Genomic DNA, 24,357 nt, shown 5'->3' with positions numbered 1-24,357 from the left:
TTGACTAAGCTGGATCATCTTATGTATCAGGCTCACTTTGGTTTTGAACAGTTACCGTTTACCTTAACGCCGAATACCGATTTCTTTTATGGTTTAGTGCCTCACTTTGAAGCAATTCAAACGGTAATGTCGGCGTTAGAAATGGGTGAGGGCGTGATAAAAGTGACCGGAGAGGTAGGCACTGGGAAAACCATGGTGTGCCGGATGTTGGTCAATCAGCTCAACGATAGTGCCGCCCTTATTTACTTGCCAAACCCGGTGCTCTCCGGCGCGGATTTACGCCAAGCCGTGGCTAAAGAACTGGGTTTGACTATCGATAACGAAGCCACCTTAGTTGATAACATTCAACATAAACTCATTGAGTTACATAACTCAGGTTTAAGAGTTGTGGCGATTCTCGATGAGGCTCAGGCGTTGTCGGATGAAGCTCTCGAAACATTAAGGTTGTTCGGTAACCTTGAAACTGAAGATAAAAAACTGCTGCAGATTGTTTTATTAGGTCAGCCTGAATTGGATGCTCGATTAGAGGCTTATCATCTAAGGCAATTTCGTCAAAGAATCACATTCAGTTCGACACTGAGACCGCTTACTCTCGATGAAACGGTAGCTTATATTGATAATCGGATCGTTAAATCAGGTGGTAACACCGAGTTGTTCAGCTTGAATCAAAAAAAAGCCATTTGTCGCTCGTCGTTAGGCATTCCAAGATTGATAAATCAACTGTGTCATAAAGCTCTTTTGCTTTCGTTTAGTGAAGATAAGAGAAGTGTCGATAATCAGCACCTGTTTTCAGCTATGCATGAAACATACGATGTATGTAAGCCTAAATTTAAAACGCCAATACTGTGGGGTTGGAATTAATTATGAGCGTCATTAACAGCGCCTTGTCTGAATTGGCAAAAAAAAAATCAGCGACTTCAATTGAAGCTGCGGTGGTACCTAAGGTTAAAACGCGTTCTCCATTGGTTTGGGTAGTCGCAGGTTTTACACTGAGCTTAGCCATGGGGGGCTGGGCGATATCGCAAGGCCCCGCTGTCGATAACTCAATATCAACTCGAGATATACAAGTTTCTGTTATTGATAGTTCTGAAGGTATGTCTGAAGATGCCTTGACTCAACCAGTGTCCTCGCCGACTAAGAAGTTAGTGACGCTAGATTCAGCGAACCTTTCGGCTCCCAACACGACAATACTAAAAAGTACTCAAGCTAAATCTGATTCAGTTATTGCATCAACTGAATCAGTTACAAAGCCTAAAGTAAACCCTGAATCTCAAGCCATACCTAAATCTCAAAGCGCACCTAAAGCTCAAAGTATACCTAAAGAAAAAGTAGCAAAGCCAATGCTTGTTGCTAGCGTGGCTAAAAAAGATCTCGCACCAGTATCTAATCAGCCTGAAACGTCTAGCGATTCAGACAACAATGGAATGTTGATTGAGCAGGTGGAATTGACGCCTGAGCAGTTATCAGTGAATGCACAAGGGCGAGCTCAAAAAGCGTTGGATGCCAATGATCTTACAGGTGCTTTGAAAGGTTACACTGAAGCTTTGCGCTATACTCCTCGAAATGAAGACGTGCGCCAGAAACTCGCTATCCTCTATTTTGGGAAAGGTGACACGCGAAAAGCCTATGAGTTATTTCAGTCGGGCATCAAACTTAATATCAACAGTGAAAAACTACGCTTAGGTTTATCGAAGTTACTCGTGAAAGCCAATCAGGCAGAAGCCGCTTTGAGCCCATTAATACATTTATCGCCTAGTCCAACTCAAGATTACTTAGCAATGCGTGCAGCATTAAGTCAAAAGTCTCAACAAGAAGAAATCGCACTAGAGAGTTACCAAAAATTGACTGAGGTCGATTCAGATAATGCTCGCTGGTGGTTAGGTTTAGCGATTCAACAAGAGCGTCAACTTGATTTCACGGCTGCAAAGCAATCATACCAAGGAGCATTGGTTAGAGTTGGGATCTCATCTCAGTCGCAAGGCTTTGTACGTGATCGTTTAAAAATACTCAATGCTTTAGAGGAGAGTAGCGATGCAAATTAGATTAAGAAAAAGGCTCGGTGATTTGCTCGTAGAAGAGGGCATCATTACTGAAGATCAAGTTGAACAAGCTCTGGCCGCTCAAAAAAGGACAGGCCGTAAGCTTGGTGATGCACTGATCGAGCTTGGCTTTTTATCAGAGCAGCAAATGCTCAGTTTCTTGTCGCAACAGCTTGCTATTCCTCTTATTGATATTAGCCGAGCTAATGTTGACGTCGAAGCTGTGCAGCTTTTACCTGAGGTTCATGCTCGCCGCCTTCGTGCTTTGGTCATTGGGCGTCAAGGTGACACATTACGTGTTGCAATGAGTGATCCTGCCGATCTGTTTGCCCAAGAATCATTGCTTAGCCAATTAGGCGACTACGCACTCGAATTTGTCGTCGCCCAAGAGAGGCAATTAGTTGATGGTTTCGACCGTTATTACCGAAGAACCAAAGAGATTGCCTCATTTGCTGAGCAGCTTCATGCTGAGCATAAAGTTAATGAAGCCTTTGATTTTGATATCGCAGAAGAAGACAGCGACGAAGTTACAGTCGTCAAGCTAGTAAACTCGCTGTTTGAAGATGCTATTCAAGTTGGTGCATCTGATATTCATATTGAACCAGATTCAAACGTATTACGTTTGCGCCAGCGTATTGATGGTGTTCTGCATGAAACGTTGTTGAATGAAGTGAATATTGCTTCTGCACTGGTTTTGCGCTTGAAGTTGATGGCTAACCTCGACATTTCAGAGAAACGACTGCCTCAAGATGGTCGCTTTAATATTCGTGTTAAAGGTCAATCGGTTGATATTCGTATGTCGACTATGCCAGTACAGCACGGTGAGTCAGTGGTTATGCGTTTGCTTAATCAATCCGCAGGCCTACGTAAATTGGAGTTGTCAGGTATTCCGAGTGATTTGCTCGTTCGTCTTCGTCATCAATTACGCCGCCCACATGGCATGATCCTCGTTACCGGGCCTACGGGCTCAGGTAAAACAACCACTCTATACGGTGCGCTAAGTGAATTAAACGAACCGGGTAAAAAGATCATTACCGCTGAAGACCCTGTAGAATACCGTCTTCCTCGTGTGAATCAGGTTCAGGTAAACCCTAAGATTAACCTCAACTTCTCAACGATTTTGAGAACCTTCCTACGTCAGGACCCGGATATCATTCTTATTGGTGAGATGCGAGATCATGAAACCGTTGAAATTGGTTTGAGAGCGGCACTTACTGGTCACTTAGTGTTAAGTACTCTGCATACCAACGATGCAGTAGACAGTGCATTGCGTATGATGGACATGGGGGCTCCGGGGTATCTGGTAGCAAGTGCTGTTCGAGCCGTGGTCGCACAGCGGTTAGTTCGTAAGGTATGTACTGATTGCAAAGTTGATGATGAGCTGGATGAAGCGCGTAAGCAATGGTTGAGTGTTCGTTTCCCAAACCAGCTAGGTACGCCATTTATGAAAGGGCGTGGTTGTCAAAATTGTAATTTGACAGGCTACAGTGGTCGTGTTGGTGTGTTTGAAATGTTGGAGCTCGATCAGCCTATGATGGATGCGCTTAGAGCCAATGATGCCGTTGGTTTTGCTCAAACGGCAAGGCAGTCTGAAAACTACAAACCGCTGTTAGCTTCTGCGATGGAATTGGCCATGCAGGGTGTTGTGAGCTTCGATGAGGTCATGAACCTTGGCGAAGGCGATGCTTCTGGTGCCACTGATCCAATTTATCTGTAGGGGTAGAGTGATATGCCAACTTATCGTTATGTAGGTCGCAGTTCTGACGGCAGTCAAGTGATTGGCCAATTGGATGCGAATAACGAAGATCTTGCTGCTGACAGCTTGATGAGTAAAGGGATCATTCCAACTTCGATTCAACTTGGAAAAAGTGGCGGTTCAATCCTGGATATGGATGTATCCAGTCTGTTCTCCCCGAATGTGCCTTTAGAGGTGTTGGTTCTGTTTTGCCGACAGTTGTATAGCTTAACTAAGGCGGGCGTTCCACTATTAAGATCGATGAAAGGGTTAACTCAGCATTGTGAAAATAAGCAACTGAAAGTAGCACTTGAAGAAGTGGTCGCTGAGCTTACAAATGGTCGTGGATTAGCGGCATCGATGCAAATGCACTCTAAGGTATTTAGTCCATTGTTTGTATCGATGATCAGTGTTGGTGAGAATACAGGTCGTTTAGATCAGGCATTGTTACAACTAGCAGGATACTACGAACAAGAGGTTGAAACTCGAAAGCGAATTAAAACGGCAATGCGTTACCCAACGTTCGTAATTACTTTTATTACAATCGCTATGTTTGTCTTGAATATATTTGTGATTCCTCAGTTTTCAAGTATGTTCTCGCGTTTTGGCGTCAACTTGCCGCTTCCAACCCGTATATTAATGGGAATGTCTGAGTTTTTTGTTAATTACTGGGGGTTAATGCTTGGGTTAATCTTTGGTCTTATTTTTGCTTTTAAAGCATGGGTTAAGACAGATAAAGGGTGGGAAAAGTGGGATCGGCTGCGCTTAAAAATGCCAGTGATTGGTGGGGTGGTCAATCGAGCTCTATTGTCGCGCTTCTCACGTACTTTTGCTTTGATGCTAAAAGCAGGCGTACCACTTAACCAATCGTTATCGCTATCGGCTGAAGCTCTGGACAATCGTTTTTTAGAACTTCGTGTTCAAGGCATGAAATCGGCAATAGAAGCGGGCAGCACAGTCTCTTCAACCGCGATTAACAGCGAAATTTTTACACCACTCGTGATACAAATGATTTCTGTGGGTGAAGAAACGGGTCGTATTGATGAATTGCTGCTCGAAGTTGCGGATTTTTACGACCGAGAGGTTGATTACGATCTAAAAACGTTAACCGCTAGAATTGAACCTATTCTGTTGACCATCGTTGCGGGAATGGTGCTGATTTTAGCTCTGGGTATTTTCTTGCCGATGTGGGGAATGCTGGATGCAATCAAAGGTTAGAGGATGCTGAATAACCTACAGCGCTCACGTTTTGTTATTTGGGTTGCGGTTATTCTTTTTCTCGTTATGGGATTGCTTTCTGTATGGAAAACAGTAGAAGAAGAAGCGACGAACACGGCATTGATAGTTGCAAGTAAGCGAATCCTTGAGCAAGCTAATTTGTTCAAACAGCAGTATTTGTTATCTGGTGTGGCGCAAAAGAATGATTCGAAACCGCCAAAGACTTACAGCAGAACGGGGTGGGTTATGCCAATTAAAGACTCTACTCGAAATTGCGGTTATTGGTTGGAGCAATTATATCCTAAGGGGAGTATTTTAGGTCTCAGCTCTCCAAGTGTTGAAGACAAAAGTGATAACATTCGTTTTCATTGCCGATATCATTATAGTGATAAGTATCAGATAGATATATTACTAAAAAAAGAAAGATTTAGTGTCAAAGTCAATATATTGGCCTTGTGAACGTATTGACGCTGTTTTTATGGTTTTATACATATTCAAATGTATAATGCGCATTAGCAATTAGATGAGTAGGTAGAAAGTGCTTAAAAATCAAAAGGGTTTCTCCCTAGTCGAGTTGGTCATAGTGATTGTCGTCGTGGGCTTATTAGCCGTTGCTGCTTTACCCCGTTTCTTAGATGTGACAGACGAAGCTAAGAAAGCCAGTATTGAAGGTGTCGCGGGTGGTTTTGCGACAGGAGTGCTTTCAGCAAGAGCGCAATGGGAAGCAGAAGCTCGTCCATCAGAAAGAATTGGTGTTGAAACATACAATACTGTAAATTACGATGGTGTTGATTTTTGGCTAACCAGATCAACAAGTAGCAATGGACGTACTAATTTTAGAGACGGCTACCCATGGTCTATAAACACAAATTCAGCTTCAGCTCCGTCTAATGATGTGACTGATTCTTCGTGTGTCGATTTAATGGAAAATCTACTTCAGAACCCTCCTAAAGTTGGAACATTAACCAATGTGGCTAATGGTTCGAATTACAAATATTCAGCGCAAGCGGATAATAGTAATGACTACTGTACTTACATTCAATTGGAAGGCGGTACTCAGCATCAATTCGTTTACGAGATTAGAACTGGTCGTGTGACCGTAACACTGCAGTAAACCTGCGTTAAATATACATAGAGAGAAAAGACTATGAAAAAACAAAGCGGTTTCACCCTAATAGAACTAGTGGTGGTAATTGTTATTCTAGGTATTCTTGCAGTTACTGCAGCACCTCGTTTCTTAAACTTACAAGGTGATGCTCGTGAATCTTCACTGCAAGGCCTGCGCGGCGCAATGGCAGGAGCGGCGGGAATCGTTTACGGCCGAGCTGCAATTGATGGATTTGAACTGCGTCAAAAAACAGCCGATGCAGCAACGACACCTCAAACAACTGATGGAATTGCTATTAACTTTGGTTATCCGACATTTGCCGATATTGGTGCGCTAAACAGTGGCATTGAAGAGGCCGTTGAAGGGCTACCTGGCGGAGATTGGGTTGCAGTTGGTATAACGACAACACCAACAGCACCTACGTTTGATGTTGTTGCGTACTCTTTTGCTGGCTCAGATGTTAATGCCGCGACGAATGGTTTTACTTACAACTTCACAACAGAAGCTGGTACGGGTTGCTTTGTTTTGTACGCTGAGGCGGATGATGCAACGACACCTGCGTTCACTGTTGCAGTTACCAACGGTTGTTAATTAATAGTTATCTTAAAAGGCCAGCATAGCTGGCCTTTTTTCTATCTGAAATTCAGTTAAGCGACAAAGACAACCTCCCTTCCCTGAGTTACACTTAATTTTTAAATTATCAAATATTTAGCGGATTGGATTTCGGTGAATCAATTCAATAGAACATACAGAAACATCGGGCTTCAGCAACTAGGCTTCACTTTGGTTGAGCTAATCATTGTGATCTTGTTGATTGCGATTGTCTCTGCCTACGCTGCTAGCCGTCTATCCGGAAGGGATAGCTTTTCTGCCTTTGCTGCTCAAGAGCAAGTAACTTCTGTTGTCCGACAAGTTCAAGTGAATCGTATGCAGTCCAATGTGGACCTTGGGGCCGTCGTTGGAGAGAGCAATTTTATTCTCGCTATCGTTGGGAATTGTATCGGTTCCGAAGTTAGCTGTACTGCGCAAAACCAAGCGCGTAGTGATTGGGTTATGCTCGACGGGGTCACCTTAACGGCGGCATCGAATACCGCACCTGCCAGTCCCCTATCTCTAGTTAACTTTGATTTATTAGGCAACCCTACAACAGGTGAAACACCTGCTGGCGTTGTCGTTGACGTTGCAGCCGGTGTGGTGATTACTATCACTTCAAATGTGAACACCTGCCGTGTGGATATTAACTCGCAAGGTTATGTGGAAAATGGGGTGTGCTCATGAACACCATTCATAAATCACTTGCGAAAGAACGTGGTTTCACATTAATTGAAAGTGTCGTTGTGATCGTGGTTATGGGGCTTGCCATGATGACCATCATAAATTTTTTAGCACCTCAGATTAGCCGATCTGGTGATCCTCACTATCAAACCCGTTCAGCCGCGTTGGGGCAGAGTGTGATGTCGATGATTCTTGCTCGAGGGTTCGATGAGAATAGTGACTTTGATGGTGGGGAACTTAGGTGCGGTGAGGGAGCTGCTGCCGGTGTTAATTGCACTGCTGAGGCTAACTTTGGCCCAGAAGAGGCTGATATTGCTCTATACAATGATGTCGATGACTATGATGGGTGTTGGGAACCCGGTGCAACTAACGGGTGTCGAGACCTTAATCTATTATTGGGTGAAAATGGCGCAACAACCTACAGAAACTACCGCCTAGATGTTGATGTGACGTACCAAATGGTCGATCAACTAAAAAGAATTAACCTAACGATCTCGGCCTCAAATTATCCTCCTATCGTGCTGGATGCCTATCGAGGGAATTATTAATGAAAAGGCAAGGTTTCACTCTTATTGAAATGATTATCACCATGATTGTTGGTAGCATTTTAGTTGTAGGCATTGCTGGGTTTGTTGAGTTAGGTGCGCGAGGTTATGCGGACACCGTCGATAGGCAGCGTTTACAAACTCAAGCCAAATTTGTCTTAGAAAAAATCACTCGTGAAGTGCGTCATGCTGTGCCGAATATGTTCAGTCAGAATGCTGTTGTCCCTGGATCTCGCTGTGTTTCATTTTTCCCTATCGTTACCTCTGGTATTTATGCGATGTCGGGCGATGATATTCAATTTGTCACGGCTGATAATGCACTGACGGCCGCTCTTCTAGCCCCGTTATCTTTAGTGATAAATCCTACAGAAGCGACGCCGACCAATAATGATTTCCCCTTAGCGACTGTAACTGCAACTAATAATACTTTCTTGCTTGCTAATGAGTCTGGAAACCTTGTGGGTAATTCAGTTTCAAATCGACACTATATTTATAATCCTAATGGCCGCGTAAACTATTGTATTTTTAATGGCCGAGTGTGGAGAAGTGAAGGTAATGGGGCACTAGTTCCAATATCGGACACGGGAGTAACAGGGACTTTAGGCTATCAACCCGCAAATGTTCAGCGTAATGGTGTCGTCCATCTTGAGTTCGAGTTTAGCAACCAAGTTGGAGACGAAACGACCAACTTCCAGCAAGATATACAGGTGATCAATGTACCTTAAAAAAAGACAAGTCGGTAGCCTGTATATTGTCGTTATTTTTGTATTGGTGGTGATGGGGTTTCTTGCTACAACCTTAAGCCGCATAGAGTGGTCCAATAATGACGCACATACAAAAGATGTGATTGGTACTCAAGCCGCGCTTTTAGCTCATTCAGCAATAGAGCGTGCATTAATGCAGATATATCCTCCTAGAACCAATATAACTGTTCCATTTGATGTGGCTGCAGAGTGTACAAACTTGGACGCATCCACTATGAACTTCGCAACGACAATTACATGTGCAGATGTTCAAATAACATGCTCACCAACAGGTGGTCCACTTGTCGACAACTCTCAGTTATATACTGTAAGAGCGGTCGCAACGTGCGGAACGGATGTAAATTTAATGCAGCGTAGTCAAGATGTGTGGGTGAGATAATGAGAGTACTATTTTTATCATTGGCTTTGTTGTTTTCTCTCAGCACATCATCGTTTTCGTATGCTTCCACTTGTCTAACCAATGGCTCTTCTGTAGATGCTCGCAATGGTTTTTGTATCACCTTTTCTCTTGAGTCTGACGGGTCGAATCGAATTCGATTAGCGAATAGCCAATATTTCCCGTTATGGACAGATGATGATGATTTTGATGGATACTATCAGCAAATCTTTGACGAAGATTATGAAGATGATGACGTCCTTCGACAATTTCAGGTTAAGTTTGAGCGTACTTCTAATTATAACGCTAGATGGATAAGTGGGAAATTAACCTACTCAGTAGATGGTACCCAGAAAAAAGTTATTAATAACTTTGATTTATCTTATGCCACTGGCGCTGATAAATTCGACCCATTTGTTACCATTACACTGATTGGCGATAGTTTCACTAGTAGTTCCCAATACTGTATATCGGAAAAAGATTGCCAGCCATTGGTACCACGTTCTAAACCGTTATTTGAATTTGGAGAGGTAGACGCTAGCTCTTGTAATGGGTATACGTGTAGCTTTGATTTTGATGAAGATTTTAAAACGACGCCTGTCGTTATATTAATGTCTTCTTATAATACAAATGATAATCCATCGGCAATGTTCGTCACATCTGTGACTAAAGATCGGGTCGAAGTGAAACAGCGCTTCCCTTTAAGCTCGGACCCTAATTTAATGGATCCGATCTATTATTTTGCCGCAGAGGTTGGGGACGTAATACTAGATGAATCTCAGCCAGGGAAAATAATACGTGTAAGTAAAGTTGAGTTGAACCACTTCCAAACGGCAGGCGATACAAGGGGGGAAGGCTGGAAACGAGAAACATACTCTCAACGTTTCTCTGCGGCTCCTATTGTCTTTTCTCAAGTTCAGCCCGATAGCGGTAAGGATTTTTGGGTAACTACTGCACATAAAAATGTTGGAACCTCGAATTTTCGGCTGGCCTTAGAGTTTGGCCGGCAAAATGTACCAACTCCTACAAGCTATAGACGCAGAACTGTAGGGTATATGGCGGCACCTGAGTTTTCTGGGCAAACTTCAGATGGTATTCGTTTTGTTTTTAATAAACCCAGTAGTTCATACAATCAAAGCGCTTCATTAGCGCAGTCTTGTATTGATAATCAGGTGTTCCATGGCCAGTCGTTCCAAGACTTTGGTGTGATTATTCAAAAGCAAACTCGAAGTGGATCGGATGGAGGGTGGTTGAGGTTATGTGAACTATCGAATCCGGATTATTTTACATTTATGCTAGAAGAAGACGCTTCAAATCGCTCGCATCAGACATATGAAAGAGTTGGGTTCTTTGCATTTGAAGAAGTAAGGCCAAAACCCCCTATTCAAAAATGTGATTACTTTCCTGAAATGTTGCAATCAAACCGTTATTTGCCAGGCGCAAATCCCGGAGAATGGACTCCATGGGATGGACAACTGGATATATCTTCAGGAAGTGGTACTGGAAATAATATCTATCTCGATCAAATTTCCAAATCAGAAGCATTAGGTTTTACTTCTTCTAGAGTGTCTGGTCTTGGAGCTTGTGTTTATAAAGACGGGCAGAATAGTGGCGGAAGTTGTACGGTGAGTTCGGCTAAGAATTTATTTCCGTTAGGTGTTCCGGCTACTACTGCTTTTAACCCTTCGGGCGGTGTGTTGATAGCGGCTGGCAATAATCAGACGACTGAGGCGACTCAATTTAATTATACTTCATTATCTTTTAGCGCAAATACGAGCACAGTTGTTTTTCCCGCTGGAGAGTATTGGATTGACACCATCAATTTTAATCATAACGATTCTTACATTAAGGCTAAAGGTGATGGTCCAGTTGTTATTCACTACAACCATATAAATTTGTCTCATAAAAGTCGTATATATATTAATGCAGGAATAGATGAGCAGAGTGATTCTAGCTATGATCACAATGACTTTACGCTTATTGGTCATGGCCGTTTTTCATCTTTTTGGCCTTTAGGTGGTTCTGATATCCGTTTGAATGCGAATGTGTATGTATCGCCAGAGGCTATCAGTGCTGGTTTCGATATTAATGGTGTCGCTCGTTTTCAAATGACCGGAGCAATTACCGCTCCTAGAGTTTCATTTAGGTCGTCAGACACTAGCTTCATAAGGGCTAAGTCAATAATAGGGTGTTACACGCCTCCTAGCCCAACGATAAAATATATAGAGATCAAACCAAACAACTATCACTTAACTTGTGATGACAAGGCTGAGGTGTATGTCGTCCCTTATGATGAAAACAGTCAGCCAATGAGCGATGTCAATGGGGAGACGGTATCTATAAGTGCACCTGAGGTAACTTTTAGCGGTGGATCTTTTGATAGCCAAAACAAGAGGTTTGTTTTTGATATTGATGGTCGAAGTGGTAATAAATACGGTGATGTGCTTGCGACTGCATCAGTTAATGGAACGACTATCCAAGACCAAAAAGACATTAGCTTTGTACCTTATCGGTTTGATATTAAGCCGAGTGCTAGTTCTTCATGGAACAATCAGCCGCTAGAGGTCATTGCCGGAAAAGCAGAAGATATTGATGTTCGAGTCTTGGCTTGTAGTAATAATGCATCACCAACGCCGATTGTGATGAATTATGCGGAAAAGTTAGATGTGAACGATCTTGGGTACGTGCTTCAAAAGCCAGGAAGTGGTGGCGGTAGCCTTGGCAGTGGCGATTTTAACTTCTCTAAAGGGATGGTTGAGGATGTTGCTATTCAATTTGATAACTCAGGCGAGTTAGTGGTCACACTTGAAGATAAGAGCTTTAGGTGTTCAACTCAACCCCCGACAGTCGCGAACTGCCCTAGCGATGGTGGTACGTTGAAAGGTCAAATTACCTTGAAGGCTCGTCCTTGGAAAATAGCAATATGTAATGTTCGTTCGGGATCTTCGTTTAACCCTGCTGGTGGGGCAACAGGAGGTGGCTTTATATCAGCAGGAACAGATTTCATTGTTGACTATAAACCAATCATTCATCCAGATTCAGCATTAGGCATCACTGATGAGTGTACCTACCCAGTGACAAGTAATTATTCACTTGATAGTGGTCCCTTAGATTTAGATTTTAAGGTGGTTTATCCAGCTCCATCATTAAATCCCCAACCAGGGGCTGTGACTCCTAATGTGATTCCTTCATTTAGTACCAACCAAGTACTGAATACTCTCGTTCATACTTGGAGCGAAGTTGGCGCTATCGAGTTTATTAGTAGTGCTGTTTATCTTGGTCGTGATATACAAAAAGATCACCAAGTCATTGGCCGCTTTTATCCTGATTACTTTAATACGTTGAATAATGTGTGGGGAAACCCTGCAGGGCAAGCTTTTGCTTACATGAATCAAGAGTTTGATAATGTCTCCATTGACGTTGCGGCTTACAGTGCATTGGGGAATGAAACTCAGAATTACGGAAGTTTTAACACTATTCAGCAAGCTTTTTTTGAGTTAGATGAAGGGCGTTTACTCAACGGTAATCGCTTGAATTTAACTTATCGAGGTAGTCGAGGGGCGATCAATAACAACGATATATCATGGCAGAAGCAGGCTGACTTTTCGCCTGATGGTCCTTTTAATTTTGATGGTGGGCCAATTCGAGATGTCTCTTTGAATGTTTTTACAGCAACACTTTCAGATCCTGTGCAATTCAAAACACAACCAACCGATCCTTCAGGCATGACAACACAACGACTGCCTGATAGCCAACCCAATGTGGTTTTTGGTCGTGTAAATTTGAGTGATGTAGGTGGGGTTGAAGGTAGTTCGATTACCGTTCCTCTTCAAGTTCAGTATTGGACAAACGGTGCTTTTATTAACAATGTATTTGATAGTTTCACTGATATCGATGCTGAAATGGATGGAAACCCTACGGTTATATGGCCTGTTGGGGGAGCGACTACGGCGACATTAACGGGAGCTGCTGATGTGAATAATGGTGTGTCGAACAACTTTACAGCACAGCAAGCCCCTAATGCTGTAACTAGGGAGCAAGTGCAAATTTGGCAACAGCTTGACTCCATAAATAATAATATGCCTTGGTTAATGTTTGATTGGGACCAAGATGGTATTGATGAAGAAAACCCATCAACAGTAGTTACCTTTGGTATCCATCGCGGGAACGATCGTGTGATCTACCGAGGTGAAAGTGGCTTAATAGGTCAGCAATAATATGATTTTTTGGTTGTTAAGTTAGGAATCTGTAAGAAATTGTGGGTTTCAGTCCATGTTTATACTTCAATGCCTTGCCGTGACAGCAAGGCATTGGTACATTTAGTGCAATTTTTGTCTTCTAATTCTTGCAGGATGAGCGAAGAATATGTTTAAAAAGCTTCGTGGCATGTTTTCAAACGACCTATCGATTGATTTAGGTACTGCCAATACCCTTATATATGTAAAAGGCCAAGGCATTGTTCTTGATGAGCCTTCAGTTGTAGCTATCCGCCAAGACCGTGCGGGTTCTGCAAAGAGTGTCGCTGCGGTTGGTCACGCTGCTAAGCAAATGCTTGGCCGTACGCCTGGTAATATCTCAGCAATCCGTCCAATGAAAGACGGCGTAATTGCTGACTTTTACGTAACGGAAAAAATGCTTCAGCACTTCATTAAGCAAGTGCATGATAACAGTGTTCTTAAGCCAAGCCCTCGCGTATTGGTTTGTGTTCCTTGTGGTTCAACGCAAGTTGAGCGCCGTGCAATCCGTGAATCAGCATTGGGTGCTGGTGCTCGTGAAGTTTACCTAATCGATGAGCCTATGGCTGCTGCGATTGGTGCAGGCCTACGTGTATCTGAGCCAACAGGTTCAATGGTTGTTGATATCGGTGGTGGTACGACTGAAGTTGCCGTTATCTCACTAAACGGTGTGGTTTACTCGTCTTCTGTACGTATCGGTGGTGACCGTTTTGATGAAGCGATCATCAACTACGTTCGTCGTAATTACGGCAGCTTGATCGGTGAAGCAACAGCCGAAAAGATCAAACACGAAATCGGTTCTGCTTACCCAGGCGATGAAGTCGATGAGATTGAAGTGCGTGGTCGTAACCTTGCTGAAGGTGTTCCTCGTAGCTTTAGCCTGAACTCAAATGAAATCCTTGAAGCGCTTCAAGAGCCTTTATCTGGCATCGTATCTGCAGTCATGGTTGCACTTGAACAGTGTCCGCCAGAGCTTGCTTCTGATATCTCAGAAAACGGTATGGTACTGACAGGTGGTGGTGCACTGCTTAAAGACCTTGATCGTCTGCTAACTGAAGAAACTGGTATCCCTGTTGTTGTGGCGGAAGAGCCATTAACGTGTGTTGCTCTAGGCGGTGGTAAAGCTCTAGAGATGATCGACATGCACGGCGGTGATCTTTTCAGCGAAGAATAGAATCTAGTGTTAGGCTCTTTTATTATCTAGTTTTATGTAAAGAGCCTAGGACCTTGTCTATAGGATCAAATGTAGCTCTAGGACCAAATATAGAATGAAGCCAATTTTTGGTAGAGGTCCCTCTCTACAATTGCGCCTGTTTTTTGCTGTAACATTATCAGCCAGCCTTATGCTGGCTGATAGTCGTTTAGATGCATTCTCAAATGTCCGCTATCTATTAAACAGCATGGTTGCACCAATTCAGTATGCCGCTAATTTGCCTCGCACTATGTTTGATGGCGTATACGACCGTTTTAGTACTCGCAAAGGGCTAATTGAATCCAACCATAATATTAAACGAGAAGTCTTGCGACTGAAGAGTGAGTTGATTCTGCTTGAGCAATATCAAGAAGAAAACAAGCGCCTTCGTAAGCTGTTAGGTTCTCCGTTTATCCGTGATGAGAAGAAGGTCGTCACAGAGGTTATGGCGGTGGATACTTCACCATACCGACATCAAGTGGTGATCGACAAAGGTCAGATTGATGGAGTGTATGAAGGTCAGCCAGTGATTAACGAAAAAGGCATTGTTGGCCAAGTCACTTTCGTTGCTGCTCATAATAGTCGTGTTTTGCTACTGACTGATGCAAACAACGCAATTCCTGTTCAGGTTATTCGTAACGATATACGTGTGATTGCTTCTGGTAATGGCATGATTGATGAGATCCAGTTGGAGCACATTCCAACCAGTACTGACATACAAGAAGAAGATCTGCTGGTGACATCTGGGCTTGGTGGTGTATATCCAGAGGGTTACCCAGTCGCTTATGTTACTGCCGTTGATTATGATCCTAAGCGTGAGTTCGCCGTTATCAAAGCGGAACCTGTAGTTGAGTTTGATAAGCTCAGATACTTGTTGCTTGTGTGGCCTGATGAAAATAAACAGATGCAAGCAGAGCAATCCAGTATCGAACAAGCATTGTTAGAAGGTGAAAATGGCCAATAGCGTTTTAAGAAGCAAAGTAGTGATTGGCTGCTCATTTTTGATAGCACTTATTCTACAAACGATCCCTTGGCCGGGTAGTTTAGATCTATTCAGGCCATCTTGGTTATTACTGGTTACCAGCTATTGGGTTTTAGCGTTACCTTACAGGGTTAATGTTGGTAGTGCTCTAGTGCTGGGCTTATTGTGGGACCTTTTGATCGGTTCGACTCTGGGTATTCGAGGCATGATGATGGCAATAGTAATGTACATTATTGCAATGAACTTCCTCGTGATTCGAAATATGGCGCTATGGCAGCAAGCGATAATCATTGCAGCCTTAACGGTGTTGTTTGAGGTGCTGATATTCTTTGGTGAATATTTGATCCAAGATGTCGTTTTCAACCCATTATCGCTATGGAGCGCATTGATAAACTGTATACTTTGGCCTTGGATGTTTTTATTAATGAGACGCGTGCGTCGCCATTGGCATGTAAGGTAGAGTGACGATGGAAAAGAAACATTTAGTTTTGGCATCCGGCTCTCCACGCCGTAAAGAATTGCTATCTCAACTCGGTTATGAGTTTTCTGTCCTTGTAACTGATGTCGAAGAGTGTAAACACGCCCAAGAAACCGCCGAAGAGTACGTTAAGCGACTATCTTTAGATAAAGCCTTAGCAGCGTTGTCTTTATTGAAAGATAACCCTTCTGAAAAACAGCATGTTGTTCCTAGTTCTGATATTGTAGCTCTTAGCTCTGATGTTATTTCTCTTGATTCTGAAACAGTGGTTCTGGGCTCTGACACAGTCGTCGTAAGCCAAGGGCAAGTGCTCGAGAAGCCAATAGACCTTGCTGACTCTAAGCGTATGCTTACTCAGTTAGCGAATGATCGTCACCAAGTGATGACGGCAGTGTCTGTTGTATCGGAAGAAAAACAAAAGACAGAAATCATTATTACCGACGTATGGTTTAAACCCCTCAGTGAAAAAGAAATAGAACAATACTGGCAAACAGGGGAGCCATGCGATAAAGCCGGTAGCTATGGGATCCAAGGTTTGGGCGGACGCTTTGTTACCCGAATCGAAGGTAGTTATTACGCCGTTGTCGGCTTACCTTTATTTGAAACGGACCAGCTACTGCAAGAATTCTTATAATTACTAATCTGAGGTGCACCATGAGTGCTGAATTGTTGCTGAACGTGACCCCGAGTGAGACTCGTGTGGCCATGATTGAAGGGGGAGCTCTTCAAGAGATCCATGTCGAACGAGATGCTCGACGCGGGATCGTAGGAAATATCTACAAAGGACGTGTAAGCCGTGTTTTGCCTGGAATGCAGGCGGCATTTGTGGATATTGGCCTTGATAAAGCAGCTTTTTTGCACGCCTCTGATATTGTTCCCCACACTGAATGTGTTGCTGAGAATGAAAAGAAGCAATTTCAGGTTCGTGATATTTCAGAGCTTGTTCGCCAAGGGCAAGATATTGTCGTTCAAGTGGTCAAAGATCCTCTTGGTACCAAAGGTGCCCGTCTAACCACTGACATTACTTTACCGTCTCGTTATCTGGTATTCATGCCGGGCGCAAGCCACGTTGGTGTTTCTCAGAGAATTGATAGTGAGTCAGAACGCAACCGCCTAAAAAAAGTCGTGTCTCGTTACTGTGATGAGCACGGTGGTTTTATTATCCGCACGGCAGCAGAAGGCGCAGATTCAAATGAGTTAGCGCAAGATGCCGCATTTTTGAAGCGATTATGGCTAAAGGTGTTAGAACGTCGTGGTAAGCACAAAGCTCGTACTCGCTTGTATGGTGAGTTGTGCTTAAGCCAACGTATCTTGCGTGATTTTGTCGGTACTGAGCTGAGCAAGATTCAGGTCGATTCTCGTCTAGAATATGAAAACCTAAAAGAGTTTACTTCCGAATACGTACCTGAGCTAACAGACAAGCTTGAGTTGTATGAAGGTGATAAGCCTATCTTTGATATGTACGATACCGAGAACGAAATTCAACGTTCATTGGATCGCAAAGTCGAATTGAAGTCTGGTGGGTATCTGATTATCGACCAAACAGAAGCGATGACAACCGTCGACATCAATACTGGTGCCTTTGTTGGTCGTCGTAATCTAGAAGAGACGATTTTCAATACTAACGTCGAAGCGACACAAGCTATTGCTCGTCAACTTCGCCTTCGTAACTTAGGCGGCATCATCATTATCGATTTTATTGATATGCTGTCTGAAGAACACCGTAAGCGAGTACTAACTTCTTTAGAAGCGGCGCTCGATAAAGACCGTGTGAAAACCAACATTAATGGCTTCACGCAGCTTGGTCTGGTTGAGATGACTCGTAAACGTACTCGTGAAAGTATTGAGCATATTCTGTGTTCTAGCTGCCCTGCTTGTGAAGGTCGCGGTAGCGTGAAGACAGTTGAAACCGTTTGTTATGAAATTCTTCGAGAGATCACACGAGTGAATCGCGCGTATGACGCCGATAAGTTTGTTGTTTATGCGGCTGCCGCCGTTGCCGAGGCGTTAGAAGGCGAGGAATCTCATGCGCTTGCTGAGCTTGAAGTGTTTATTGGTAAGCAAGTTAAAATCCAGGCTGAGCCTCTGTACATACAAGAGCAGTTTGATGTTGTTATGATGTAATGGATATTTTGTGAGTTCAAGCGTTACTCTGATTCTTCGTACATGTCTATGGTTAGTGGTTACTCTCTTAGTAACACTAGCCATTGCTGTCACTACACTGCGTGTAGCCTTACCCAATTTAAATAAGTATCAATCTGAAATTGAGCTTTGGGTAAACCAACATTCCGGTTTTGAGTTTTCTATTCAAGATGTGGGTGGTTTTTGGCGTAACACTCACCCCTCTATTGCTCTGCAAGGTGTTAAGGCTAGCCTTCCCAACGCAGAAGATGTGGCTTTCTCTGTTGAGCGTGTTGAAGTTGAGTTTGACTTGATTCAATCGGTCGTGCAGATGCGTCCGGTTGTGGCCGACTTAGTCATGAATCAAATGTATCTTGATATCCGCTCAATTGATCTATTTGCCGGGCAAAACGGTAAAGATGAACCTAAAGACCCCGGCTCTTCCAAGCGAGTGATACAGGAGCTGGACAATTTACTTCTAAAAACTTTGGTGGATGTGACCGCTAAAGATTCCTCTCTTCTATATCGCACTATCTCTGGTGAAGAACGTCAGCTTGATATCGAAACTTTAAAATGGCAAAACTCAGGTAAACATCACCTTGCGGAGGGTGTAGTAAGTATTAAAGACGCTAATCTCAACTCTTTGTCAGTAAGTGCTAACTTTGTTGATGGTGGTTCTTTAACTGATATGACGGGCGAGTTTTATGTCAGCGCGGATAGTATCTCAGTAATGCCTTGGTTAACTCGTTATATGCAGGCAGAATCCGGCATTGAGACGGGCACGGTGAGCTTGAATAGCTGGCTAACGCTACGAAATAGCAAGCCAGTTAGCGCTTATGTTGAGGTATTACCTTCAGAACTGACTTGGAATGAAGGTGGTCAACATGACTTGATGCTTGAGTCGGGTGTTTTTAAATTATCACCAATTGATGGTGGATGGCAGGTAAATGGTCACTCACTAAATCTAAGAACGGATGACAGGCCTTGGCCTGAGCTTGATGTCGCTTTCAAGTGGAATAAAGGCCCGTGGGAACTTAATGTTTCTGAACTTGATGTTGAAACCATTACCCCGTTGATCAAGTTGATGCCAGATTCTTCGCAATCTACCCAAATGATCAATGCATTGGCTCCGGGCGGTATCGTTTCAGACATTCGCGTTGCGATGGACTCTGGAATTGAAAGCTTGCGTTACTCTGCGAACTTTTCCGATTTGGCGATCGAACAATGGGAGTTAGTCCCTGGTTTTAGCCAAGTATCAGGGCATGTGTTTGGCTCGGCTTCGGAAGCGAAAGCCAGCTTATATGTTATTGATGATGTGTTTCCTTATGGTGATGTTTTCCAAGCGCCTCTGAATATCAAACAAGGTCAGGTTGATATTGTTTGGCAGCAAGATGAAAACGGCTGGAAACTGTGGTCGGACAAAATCACTGCAGCCACGCCAGATTTACAAGTACTAGGCGCATTTCGCTTGGACTTTCCAAATAACGCTAGCCCTTATCTTTCTTTCTATGGTGAAGCGGACGCTTACAACGTCGGTGAGACATGGCGTTATTTGCCGACATTGGCACTTGGCCAAGACTTAACCGATTACCTTTCAACGGCGATTCAAGCGGGTAAGGCCGACACCGTTAAATTACTCTGGCATGGTGAATTAGCCCAATATCCGTACACCAATCATGATGGTATTTTCCAAGTTTGGGTTGGCTTAGAAGACGCTAAGTTCAGCTTCGATACCGCGTGGCCATTGATAACCGACCTTCAACTTGATCTGTTATTTGAAAATGATGCGATGTATTTAGACTCTCGCTCCGCTCAATTGATGGATGTGGCGGCAGATCGAATCACTGGTCGTATTCCTTATTTAGGGGAAGGCGGCCATATCGAAATTGAAGCTAAAGCAACGGCGTCTGGTAATGCAGTTCGAAATTACATGACTGCTTCGCCACTCGTAGATTCTGTGGGTGCTGCGTTAACCGCACTTAAAGTGAGTGGTGATGTCTCTTCTGAGTTCCAGCTTAATATTCCGTTTGATTCTGAACAAGAACCTAGAGCGTGGGGATATGCAGATCTGAGTGGTAACCATGTTGAGATTGAAGCTCCACCAATGGTGCTAGAGAACACCACTGGTCGTATTGAATTTGATAATGATGTCGTGACAGCAAGTGGTCTTGCCGCTGATTTGCTTAATCAAGGTATCTCGGTTGACTTTAAAGGTCTTAATGATGGACCTGGCTATGCAGTGGATCTTGATGTGTTAGGTGATTGGGACGTCAATCCTCTAAAGCCGTATGTCGGAGAGCAGTGGTTAAGCCGTTTGTCGGGTCATGCACAATGGCAAAGCCAGATCGATATTCAACTTAATGATATTGGTTTTACTTACCAACTCGACTTACAGTCAGACCTCAAATACTTAGCGAGTGATTACCCATATCCATTAGCCAAAAAGTCATTAGAAAGTGGTTCTGCAAGGCTACAAGCCTCGGGCAATCAAGAATCGATTACCGCGCGTCTGCAATTGCCGAGCACTAAATACCAAGCTGAGATTGATATTTCCGGCGATGTTCCTGAATTAACGGCGACCAATTTAGTCCTTGGTCGTGGTGGCTATAAAATTAGCCCCGTGGTAGGGCACCATGCCTTGATTCGTACCGATAAGTTCAATGCCGATGACTGGCTGTCAGTAGTCATGGAGCCAGTGCAACCATCGGATGCTGTCCTTAGCCAGATGAACACGCCAACCATTCCAGCGCCACGTCGCATCACCTTCGAGAGCAAAGAGCTGATCTTAGGTGGTATTTCTTGGAATGATGTTGATTTTAGCGCTCGAAAAAATAAGCAAGCATGGCAAATGGAAGTGTCTAGCCAAGAGCTAGAAGGGGATATTAACTACCTGCCACCTTATGATTTGACGGTTTCATTGGATCGCCTGCATCTGTTTGTTCCTGGGTGGAGTGACAAGAAAAACCAAGATCAACTGCTACAGCGTAAGGCGCAAGAAGCACCATTGATCTCTGAGTTGGATAGAAAGCTCCATGATGCGATGCCGAATTTGACGCTGACCCTGAACGACTTTTGGCTGCAAGGGTATAAAGTTGGTAAGGTTGATGTTGAGATGACTAGGCAGGAAGATCGCATTGAGTGGAATAAGATTCAGGTTCGAAGCGGCGGAAATAAAGCGGATATCAGTGGCTGGTGGGAACTGCAAGGTGATAAGAGTCACTCATCGTTAACTCTTGATGTTGAAGGTGAAAACAACAGCGAGTTAATGGAACGCTTCGGTATTACTTCCGGGATTCAAAAAGCGCCCTTTGAGTTAGAAGGTCAATTGAATTGGGATGGTTCGCCTTGGGGGATCAAAATGGATACCCTTGATGGCAACGTTAAAACCCAATTTGGTAAAGGTATTATCTCGGATGTGAGTGGCGCAGCTCGATTACTGGGGCTGTTTAGCCTAGATTCGATTATCCGTAAGATGCAGCTCGACTTCTCGGACGTTTTTGATAATGGCATGGCATTCAACAGCATCACAGGAACTGGCGAGATTCAAAATGGTATCTTTCTGACTAACGATCTGAATATGGATGCGGTCGCCGGTGAGATGAAAATAAAAGGGATCGCCAACCTCAATACACGCGAGGTCGATGCTGAAGTGAACTTCACCCCAGATATCACCTCCGGGATTCCAGTATTAACGGCTTTTGCGGTAACGCCTCAAACAGCGCTATACGTGTTAGCGGTGACTACGGTTATTTCACCGGTTGTTGAAGTCTTTACCCAAGTTAATTATTCGGTGAAAGGGCCGTTGGATTCACCAACAGTGAGCGAGCTTTCTCGCAGTTCTGGAGAATTCCAGCTACCAGAAAAACTCAGAAAATTAGCCGAATAAGCCTTAAATTAGCCAAATAAATCTTAAATTAGCCGAAAAGACCTTAGTATCCTAATCAGTTAATATACGGTGAAATGCTGATTTCTGAATCATAATGAATGTAGGAGCGATACACATGGATTGTGTTGGGTTGATTCAAATGACATCAGGCCCTCGCCCTGACTTGAACTTTGATTATCTTGCTCAAGAAGTAGCAAAGTGCAAAGAGTTGGGGGCTAAGTGGGTTGTGTGCCCTGAAAACGCGTTAGTCTTTGGCAGTAAAGCCGACTATCACCAGTATGCTGAGCCTCTAAATGATGGTCCACTGCAAAAGAAAGTCTCTGAGCTAGCAAAGCTTTACCGAATTTGGATTGTTATTGGCAGTATGCCGATAAGCACAGCTAAAGGCGTGACTACCACAACTTTGGTGGTTGATGATTTTGGTTGCTTAGTGGCCCATTACGATAAGCTACACATGTTTGATGTGGATGTTGCTGATGCACATAAGTGCTATCGAGAATCGGATATTTTCACGCCCGGTGACCGAGTGGTAACAACGGAAACGCCTTTTGGTCGCTTAGGTTTGAGTATTTGTTATGATGTGCGCTTTCCGCACTTGTATTCAGAGTTACGCAAGCAAGGTGCACAAATCATAGTGGTACCGGCAGCTTTTACCGCAGTAACAGGGCAAGCTCACTGGGAAGCATTATTAAGATGCCGCGCGATCGAAACGCAATCGTGGATTATCGCGGTAGGGCAAGGCGGAAATCACCCTTGCCAAAGAGAAACATGGGGACACTCAATGGTGGTTGATCCATGGGGACGAGTGGTTGCACAACTAGACCAAGATCCTAAAAGTATGGTGGTTGAGATAGACACATCCAGTTGCGAATCAATCAGGCAAAATATGCCAATCGCGCAGCATTCTCGATTTACCAATCAATTTTAATTACAAATAAGAGCCATTTATGAGCATCAATCAAATTGAAGAAGCGCTACTAAACCCAACAGGGCTGACGGAGCAAAATATCGCAGATACATTGGCGAGCATTGCTACCCGCCAAATTGATTATGCTGATATCTACTTTCAGTCAAGCTGGCATGAATCTTTAGTGCTAGAAGACAGCATTATTAAAGACGGCTCTTTCAATATCGATTGTGGTCTTGGTGTACGAGCGGTATCTGGTGAAAAAACCGGTTTTGCTTACTCTGACCAAATCCAATTGGATGGCCTTAAACAGAGTGCAATCGCGGCTCGCGGTATCGCTAAGCAAGGGCAAAACGGTAAGGTACAAGCTTTCAAGCGTAACTCTAACCAAGCTTACTATGATGCAGTTAATCCGCTAGCAAGCTGGGAAAAACAGCAAAAGACAGAATTACTTAAAGCGCTTGATGCTTACATTCGTACTAAAGAGCCGATGGTGACTGAAGTATCGGTAAGCCTAAGTGGTGTGCATGAGCAGATGCTGGTTGCTGCGACTGATGGCACCTACGCTGGTGATATTCGTCCGCTGGTTCGCTTGTCTATTAGCGTACTTGCACAGAAGGGTGATCGTCGTGAGCGTGGCAGTGCCGGTGGCGGTGGTCGTTTTGGTTACGATTTCTTCTTAAGTGATGCTAACGGTTCTCAAGTTGCTTACCAATTCGCTGATGAAGCGATTCGCCAGGCATTAGTTAACCTTGAAGCGGTTGCTGCGCCTGCTGGTGCAATGCCTGTGGTTCTTGGTTCTGGTTGGCCGGGTGTTCTACTGCATGAAGCGGTAGGCCACGGTTTAGAAGGTGATTTCAACCGTAAAGAGTCTTCAGTATTTTCTGGCAAGATCGGCGAGCAAGTTACATCAAGCCTATGTACGATTGTTGATGACGGTACACTAACGGATCTACGTGGTTCATTGAACGTCGATGATGAAGGCGTTAATGGTCAGTACAACACGCTAATCGAAAACGGCATCCTAAAAGGTTACATGCAAGATAAGCTAAACGCTCGTCTAATGGGTGTAGCACCTACAGGTAACGGTCGTCGTGAGTCTTACGCGCATCTTCCAATGCCACGTATGACGAATACATACATGCTGCCGGGCGAACACACACCGGAAGAGATCATTGCAACGGTTGAGAAAGGCATCTACGCACCGAACTTCGGTGGCGGTCAGGTTGATATCACATCAGGTAAGTTTGTGTTCTCAGCTTCTGAAGCGTACATGATTGAAAACGGCAAGATCACTCACCCAGTGAAGGGCGCGACGCTGATCGGTTCTGGTATCGAAGCAATGCAGCAGGTGTCTATGGTCGGTAATGACCTAAGCATCGACCGTGGTGTTGGTGTGTGTGGTAAGGCTGGTCAAAGTGTGCCTGTGGGTGTTGGTCAACCAACATTGAAACTAGACTCACTAACGGTTGGTGGTACTGAGTAATTCAGGTCAG

The 24,357-nt window shown here is 43.9% G+C and carries 20 protein-coding genes; all 20 read left to right on the top strand.

All coding sequences use genetic code 11. The annotated features are described in order from the left end of the window. The first annotated feature begins 21 nt into the window (after positions 1 to 21). Positions 22 to 861 carry an ExeA family protein gene (locus ACED25_RS17475; protein ID WP_135382251.1) on the top strand — a complete coding sequence of 280 codons (840 nt, stop codon included), beginning with the start codon at positions 22 to 24 and terminating at the stop codon, positions 859 to 861. A 2-nt stretch (positions 862 to 863) separates the two neighbouring features. Next, complete coding sequence (locus ACED25_RS17470; protein ID WP_371695777.1) at positions 864 to 2,042, top strand: tetratricopeptide repeat protein; 1,179 nt, start codon at positions 864 to 866, stop codon at positions 2,040 to 2,042. Continuing rightward, positions 2,032 to 3,756, top strand: coding sequence for a GspE/PulE family protein (locus ACED25_RS17465; RefSeq protein WP_371695776.1), 1,725 nt, complete (start codon positions 2,032 to 2,034; stop codon positions 3,754 to 3,756). Before ACED25_RS17470 ends, ACED25_RS17465 begins: the two co-directional genes overlap by 11 nt. A gap of 12 nt (positions 3,757 to 3,768) precedes the next feature. Next, positions 3,769 to 4,992, top strand: coding sequence for a type II secretion system F family protein (locus ACED25_RS17460; protein ID WP_371695775.1), 1,224 nt, complete (start codon positions 3,769 to 3,771; stop codon positions 4,990 to 4,992). Between the two features lie 3 nt (positions 4,993 to 4,995). Beyond that, a complete protein-coding gene (locus ACED25_RS17455) occupies positions 4,996 to 5,451 on the top strand; it encodes an MSHA biogenesis protein MshF (protein WP_371695774.1) in 456 nt (151 codons plus the stop codon). Positions 5,452 to 5,530: 79 nt separating this feature from the next. Continuing rightward, positions 5,531 to 6,106, top strand: coding sequence for a prepilin-type N-terminal cleavage/methylation domain-containing protein (locus ACED25_RS17450; RefSeq protein ID WP_371695773.1), 576 nt, complete (start codon positions 5,531 to 5,533; stop codon positions 6,104 to 6,106). A gap of 33 nt (positions 6,107 to 6,139) precedes the next feature. Continuing rightward, positions 6,140 to 6,691, top strand: a complete 552-nt coding sequence (locus tag ACED25_RS17445; RefSeq protein WP_371695772.1) for a type II secretion system protein — start codon at positions 6,140 to 6,142, stop codon at positions 6,689 to 6,691. Positions 6,692 to 6,826: 135 nt separating this feature from the next. After that, entirely contained in the window at positions 6,827 to 7,378 is a 552-nt protein-coding gene (locus ACED25_RS17440; protein ID WP_371695771.1) for a prepilin-type N-terminal cleavage/methylation domain-containing protein, read from the top strand. Continuing rightward, positions 7,369 to 7,923 carry a prepilin-type N-terminal cleavage/methylation domain-containing protein gene (locus ACED25_RS17435; RefSeq protein ID WP_371695770.1) on the top strand — a complete coding sequence of 185 codons (555 nt, stop codon included), beginning with the start codon at positions 7,369 to 7,371 and terminating at the stop codon, positions 7,921 to 7,923. Before ACED25_RS17440 ends, ACED25_RS17435 begins: the two co-directional genes overlap by 10 nt. Then, positions 7,923 to 8,645: a PilW family protein gene (locus ACED25_RS17430; RefSeq protein WP_371695769.1), complete on the top strand. Its 723-nt coding sequence runs from the start codon at positions 7,923 to 7,925 to the stop codon at positions 8,643 to 8,645. The genes ACED25_RS17435 and ACED25_RS17430 overlap by 1 nt, the downstream gene beginning before the upstream one ends. Then, entirely contained in the window at positions 8,635 to 9,063 is a 429-nt protein-coding gene (locus ACED25_RS17425) for an MSHA biogenesis protein MshP (protein ID WP_371695768.1), read from the top strand. The genes ACED25_RS17430 and ACED25_RS17425 overlap by 11 nt, the downstream gene beginning before the upstream one ends. Beyond that, complete coding sequence (locus ACED25_RS17420) at positions 9,063 to 13,277, top strand: DUF6701 domain-containing protein (RefSeq protein ID WP_371695767.1); 4,215 nt, start codon at positions 9,063 to 9,065, stop codon at positions 13,275 to 13,277. Before ACED25_RS17425 ends, ACED25_RS17420 begins: the two co-directional genes overlap by 1 nt. 148 nt (positions 13,278 to 13,425) lie before the next feature. Further along, positions 13,426 to 14,469, top strand: a complete 1,044-nt coding sequence (locus ACED25_RS17415; RefSeq protein ID WP_009847850.1) for a rod shape-determining protein — start codon at positions 13,426 to 13,428, stop codon at positions 14,467 to 14,469. A 94-nt stretch (positions 14,470 to 14,563) separates the two neighbouring features. Beyond that, complete coding sequence (gene mreC / locus ACED25_RS17410) at positions 14,564 to 15,451, top strand: rod shape-determining protein MreC (protein WP_012603147.1); 888 nt, start codon at positions 14,564 to 14,566, stop codon at positions 15,449 to 15,451. After that, a complete protein-coding gene (gene mreD / locus ACED25_RS17405; protein ID WP_371695766.1) occupies positions 15,441 to 15,929 on the top strand; it encodes a rod shape-determining protein MreD in 489 nt (162 codons plus the stop codon). Before mreC ends, mreD begins: the two co-directional genes overlap by 11 nt. Before the next feature lie 7 nt (positions 15,930 to 15,936). Continuing rightward, on the top strand, positions 15,937 to 16,581 hold the full coding sequence (locus ACED25_RS17400) for a nucleoside triphosphate pyrophosphatase (protein ID WP_371695765.1): 645 nt from the start codon (positions 15,937 to 15,939) through the stop codon (positions 16,579 to 16,581). A gap of 20 nt (positions 16,582 to 16,601) precedes the next feature. After that, complete coding sequence (gene rng, locus ACED25_RS17395) at positions 16,602 to 18,071, top strand: ribonuclease G (RefSeq protein ID WP_009847846.1); 1,470 nt, start codon at positions 16,602 to 16,604, stop codon at positions 18,069 to 18,071. Positions 18,072 to 18,081: 10 nt separating this feature from the next. Then, positions 18,082 to 21,954, top strand: coding sequence for a YhdP family protein (locus tag ACED25_RS17390; protein WP_371695764.1), 3,873 nt, complete (start codon positions 18,082 to 18,084; stop codon positions 21,952 to 21,954). A gap of 115 nt (positions 21,955 to 22,069) precedes the next feature. Continuing rightward, positions 22,070 to 22,882 (top strand): carbon-nitrogen hydrolase family protein, encoded by an 813-nt coding sequence (locus tag ACED25_RS17385; RefSeq protein ID WP_009847844.1) that lies wholly within the window; start codon positions 22,070 to 22,072, stop codon positions 22,880 to 22,882. Between the two features lie 19 nt (positions 22,883 to 22,901). Further along, positions 22,902 to 24,347 carry a metalloprotease TldD gene (gene tldD / locus ACED25_RS17380; protein WP_371695763.1) on the top strand — a complete coding sequence of 482 codons (1,446 nt, stop codon included), beginning with the start codon at positions 22,902 to 22,904 and terminating at the stop codon, positions 24,345 to 24,347. Positions 24,348 to 24,357 lie beyond the last annotated feature (10 nt).

It is taken from the genome of Vibrio sp. 1F263 (assembly GCF_041439035.1).
In the GTDB taxonomy this organism is placed as follows: Bacteria; Pseudomonadota; Gammaproteobacteria; order Enterobacterales; family Vibrionaceae; genus Vibrio; species Vibrio tasmaniensis_A.
The sequence above is the reverse complement of the archived record's forward strand: the minus strand, read 5'-3'. Positions and strand labels throughout refer to the sequence as shown.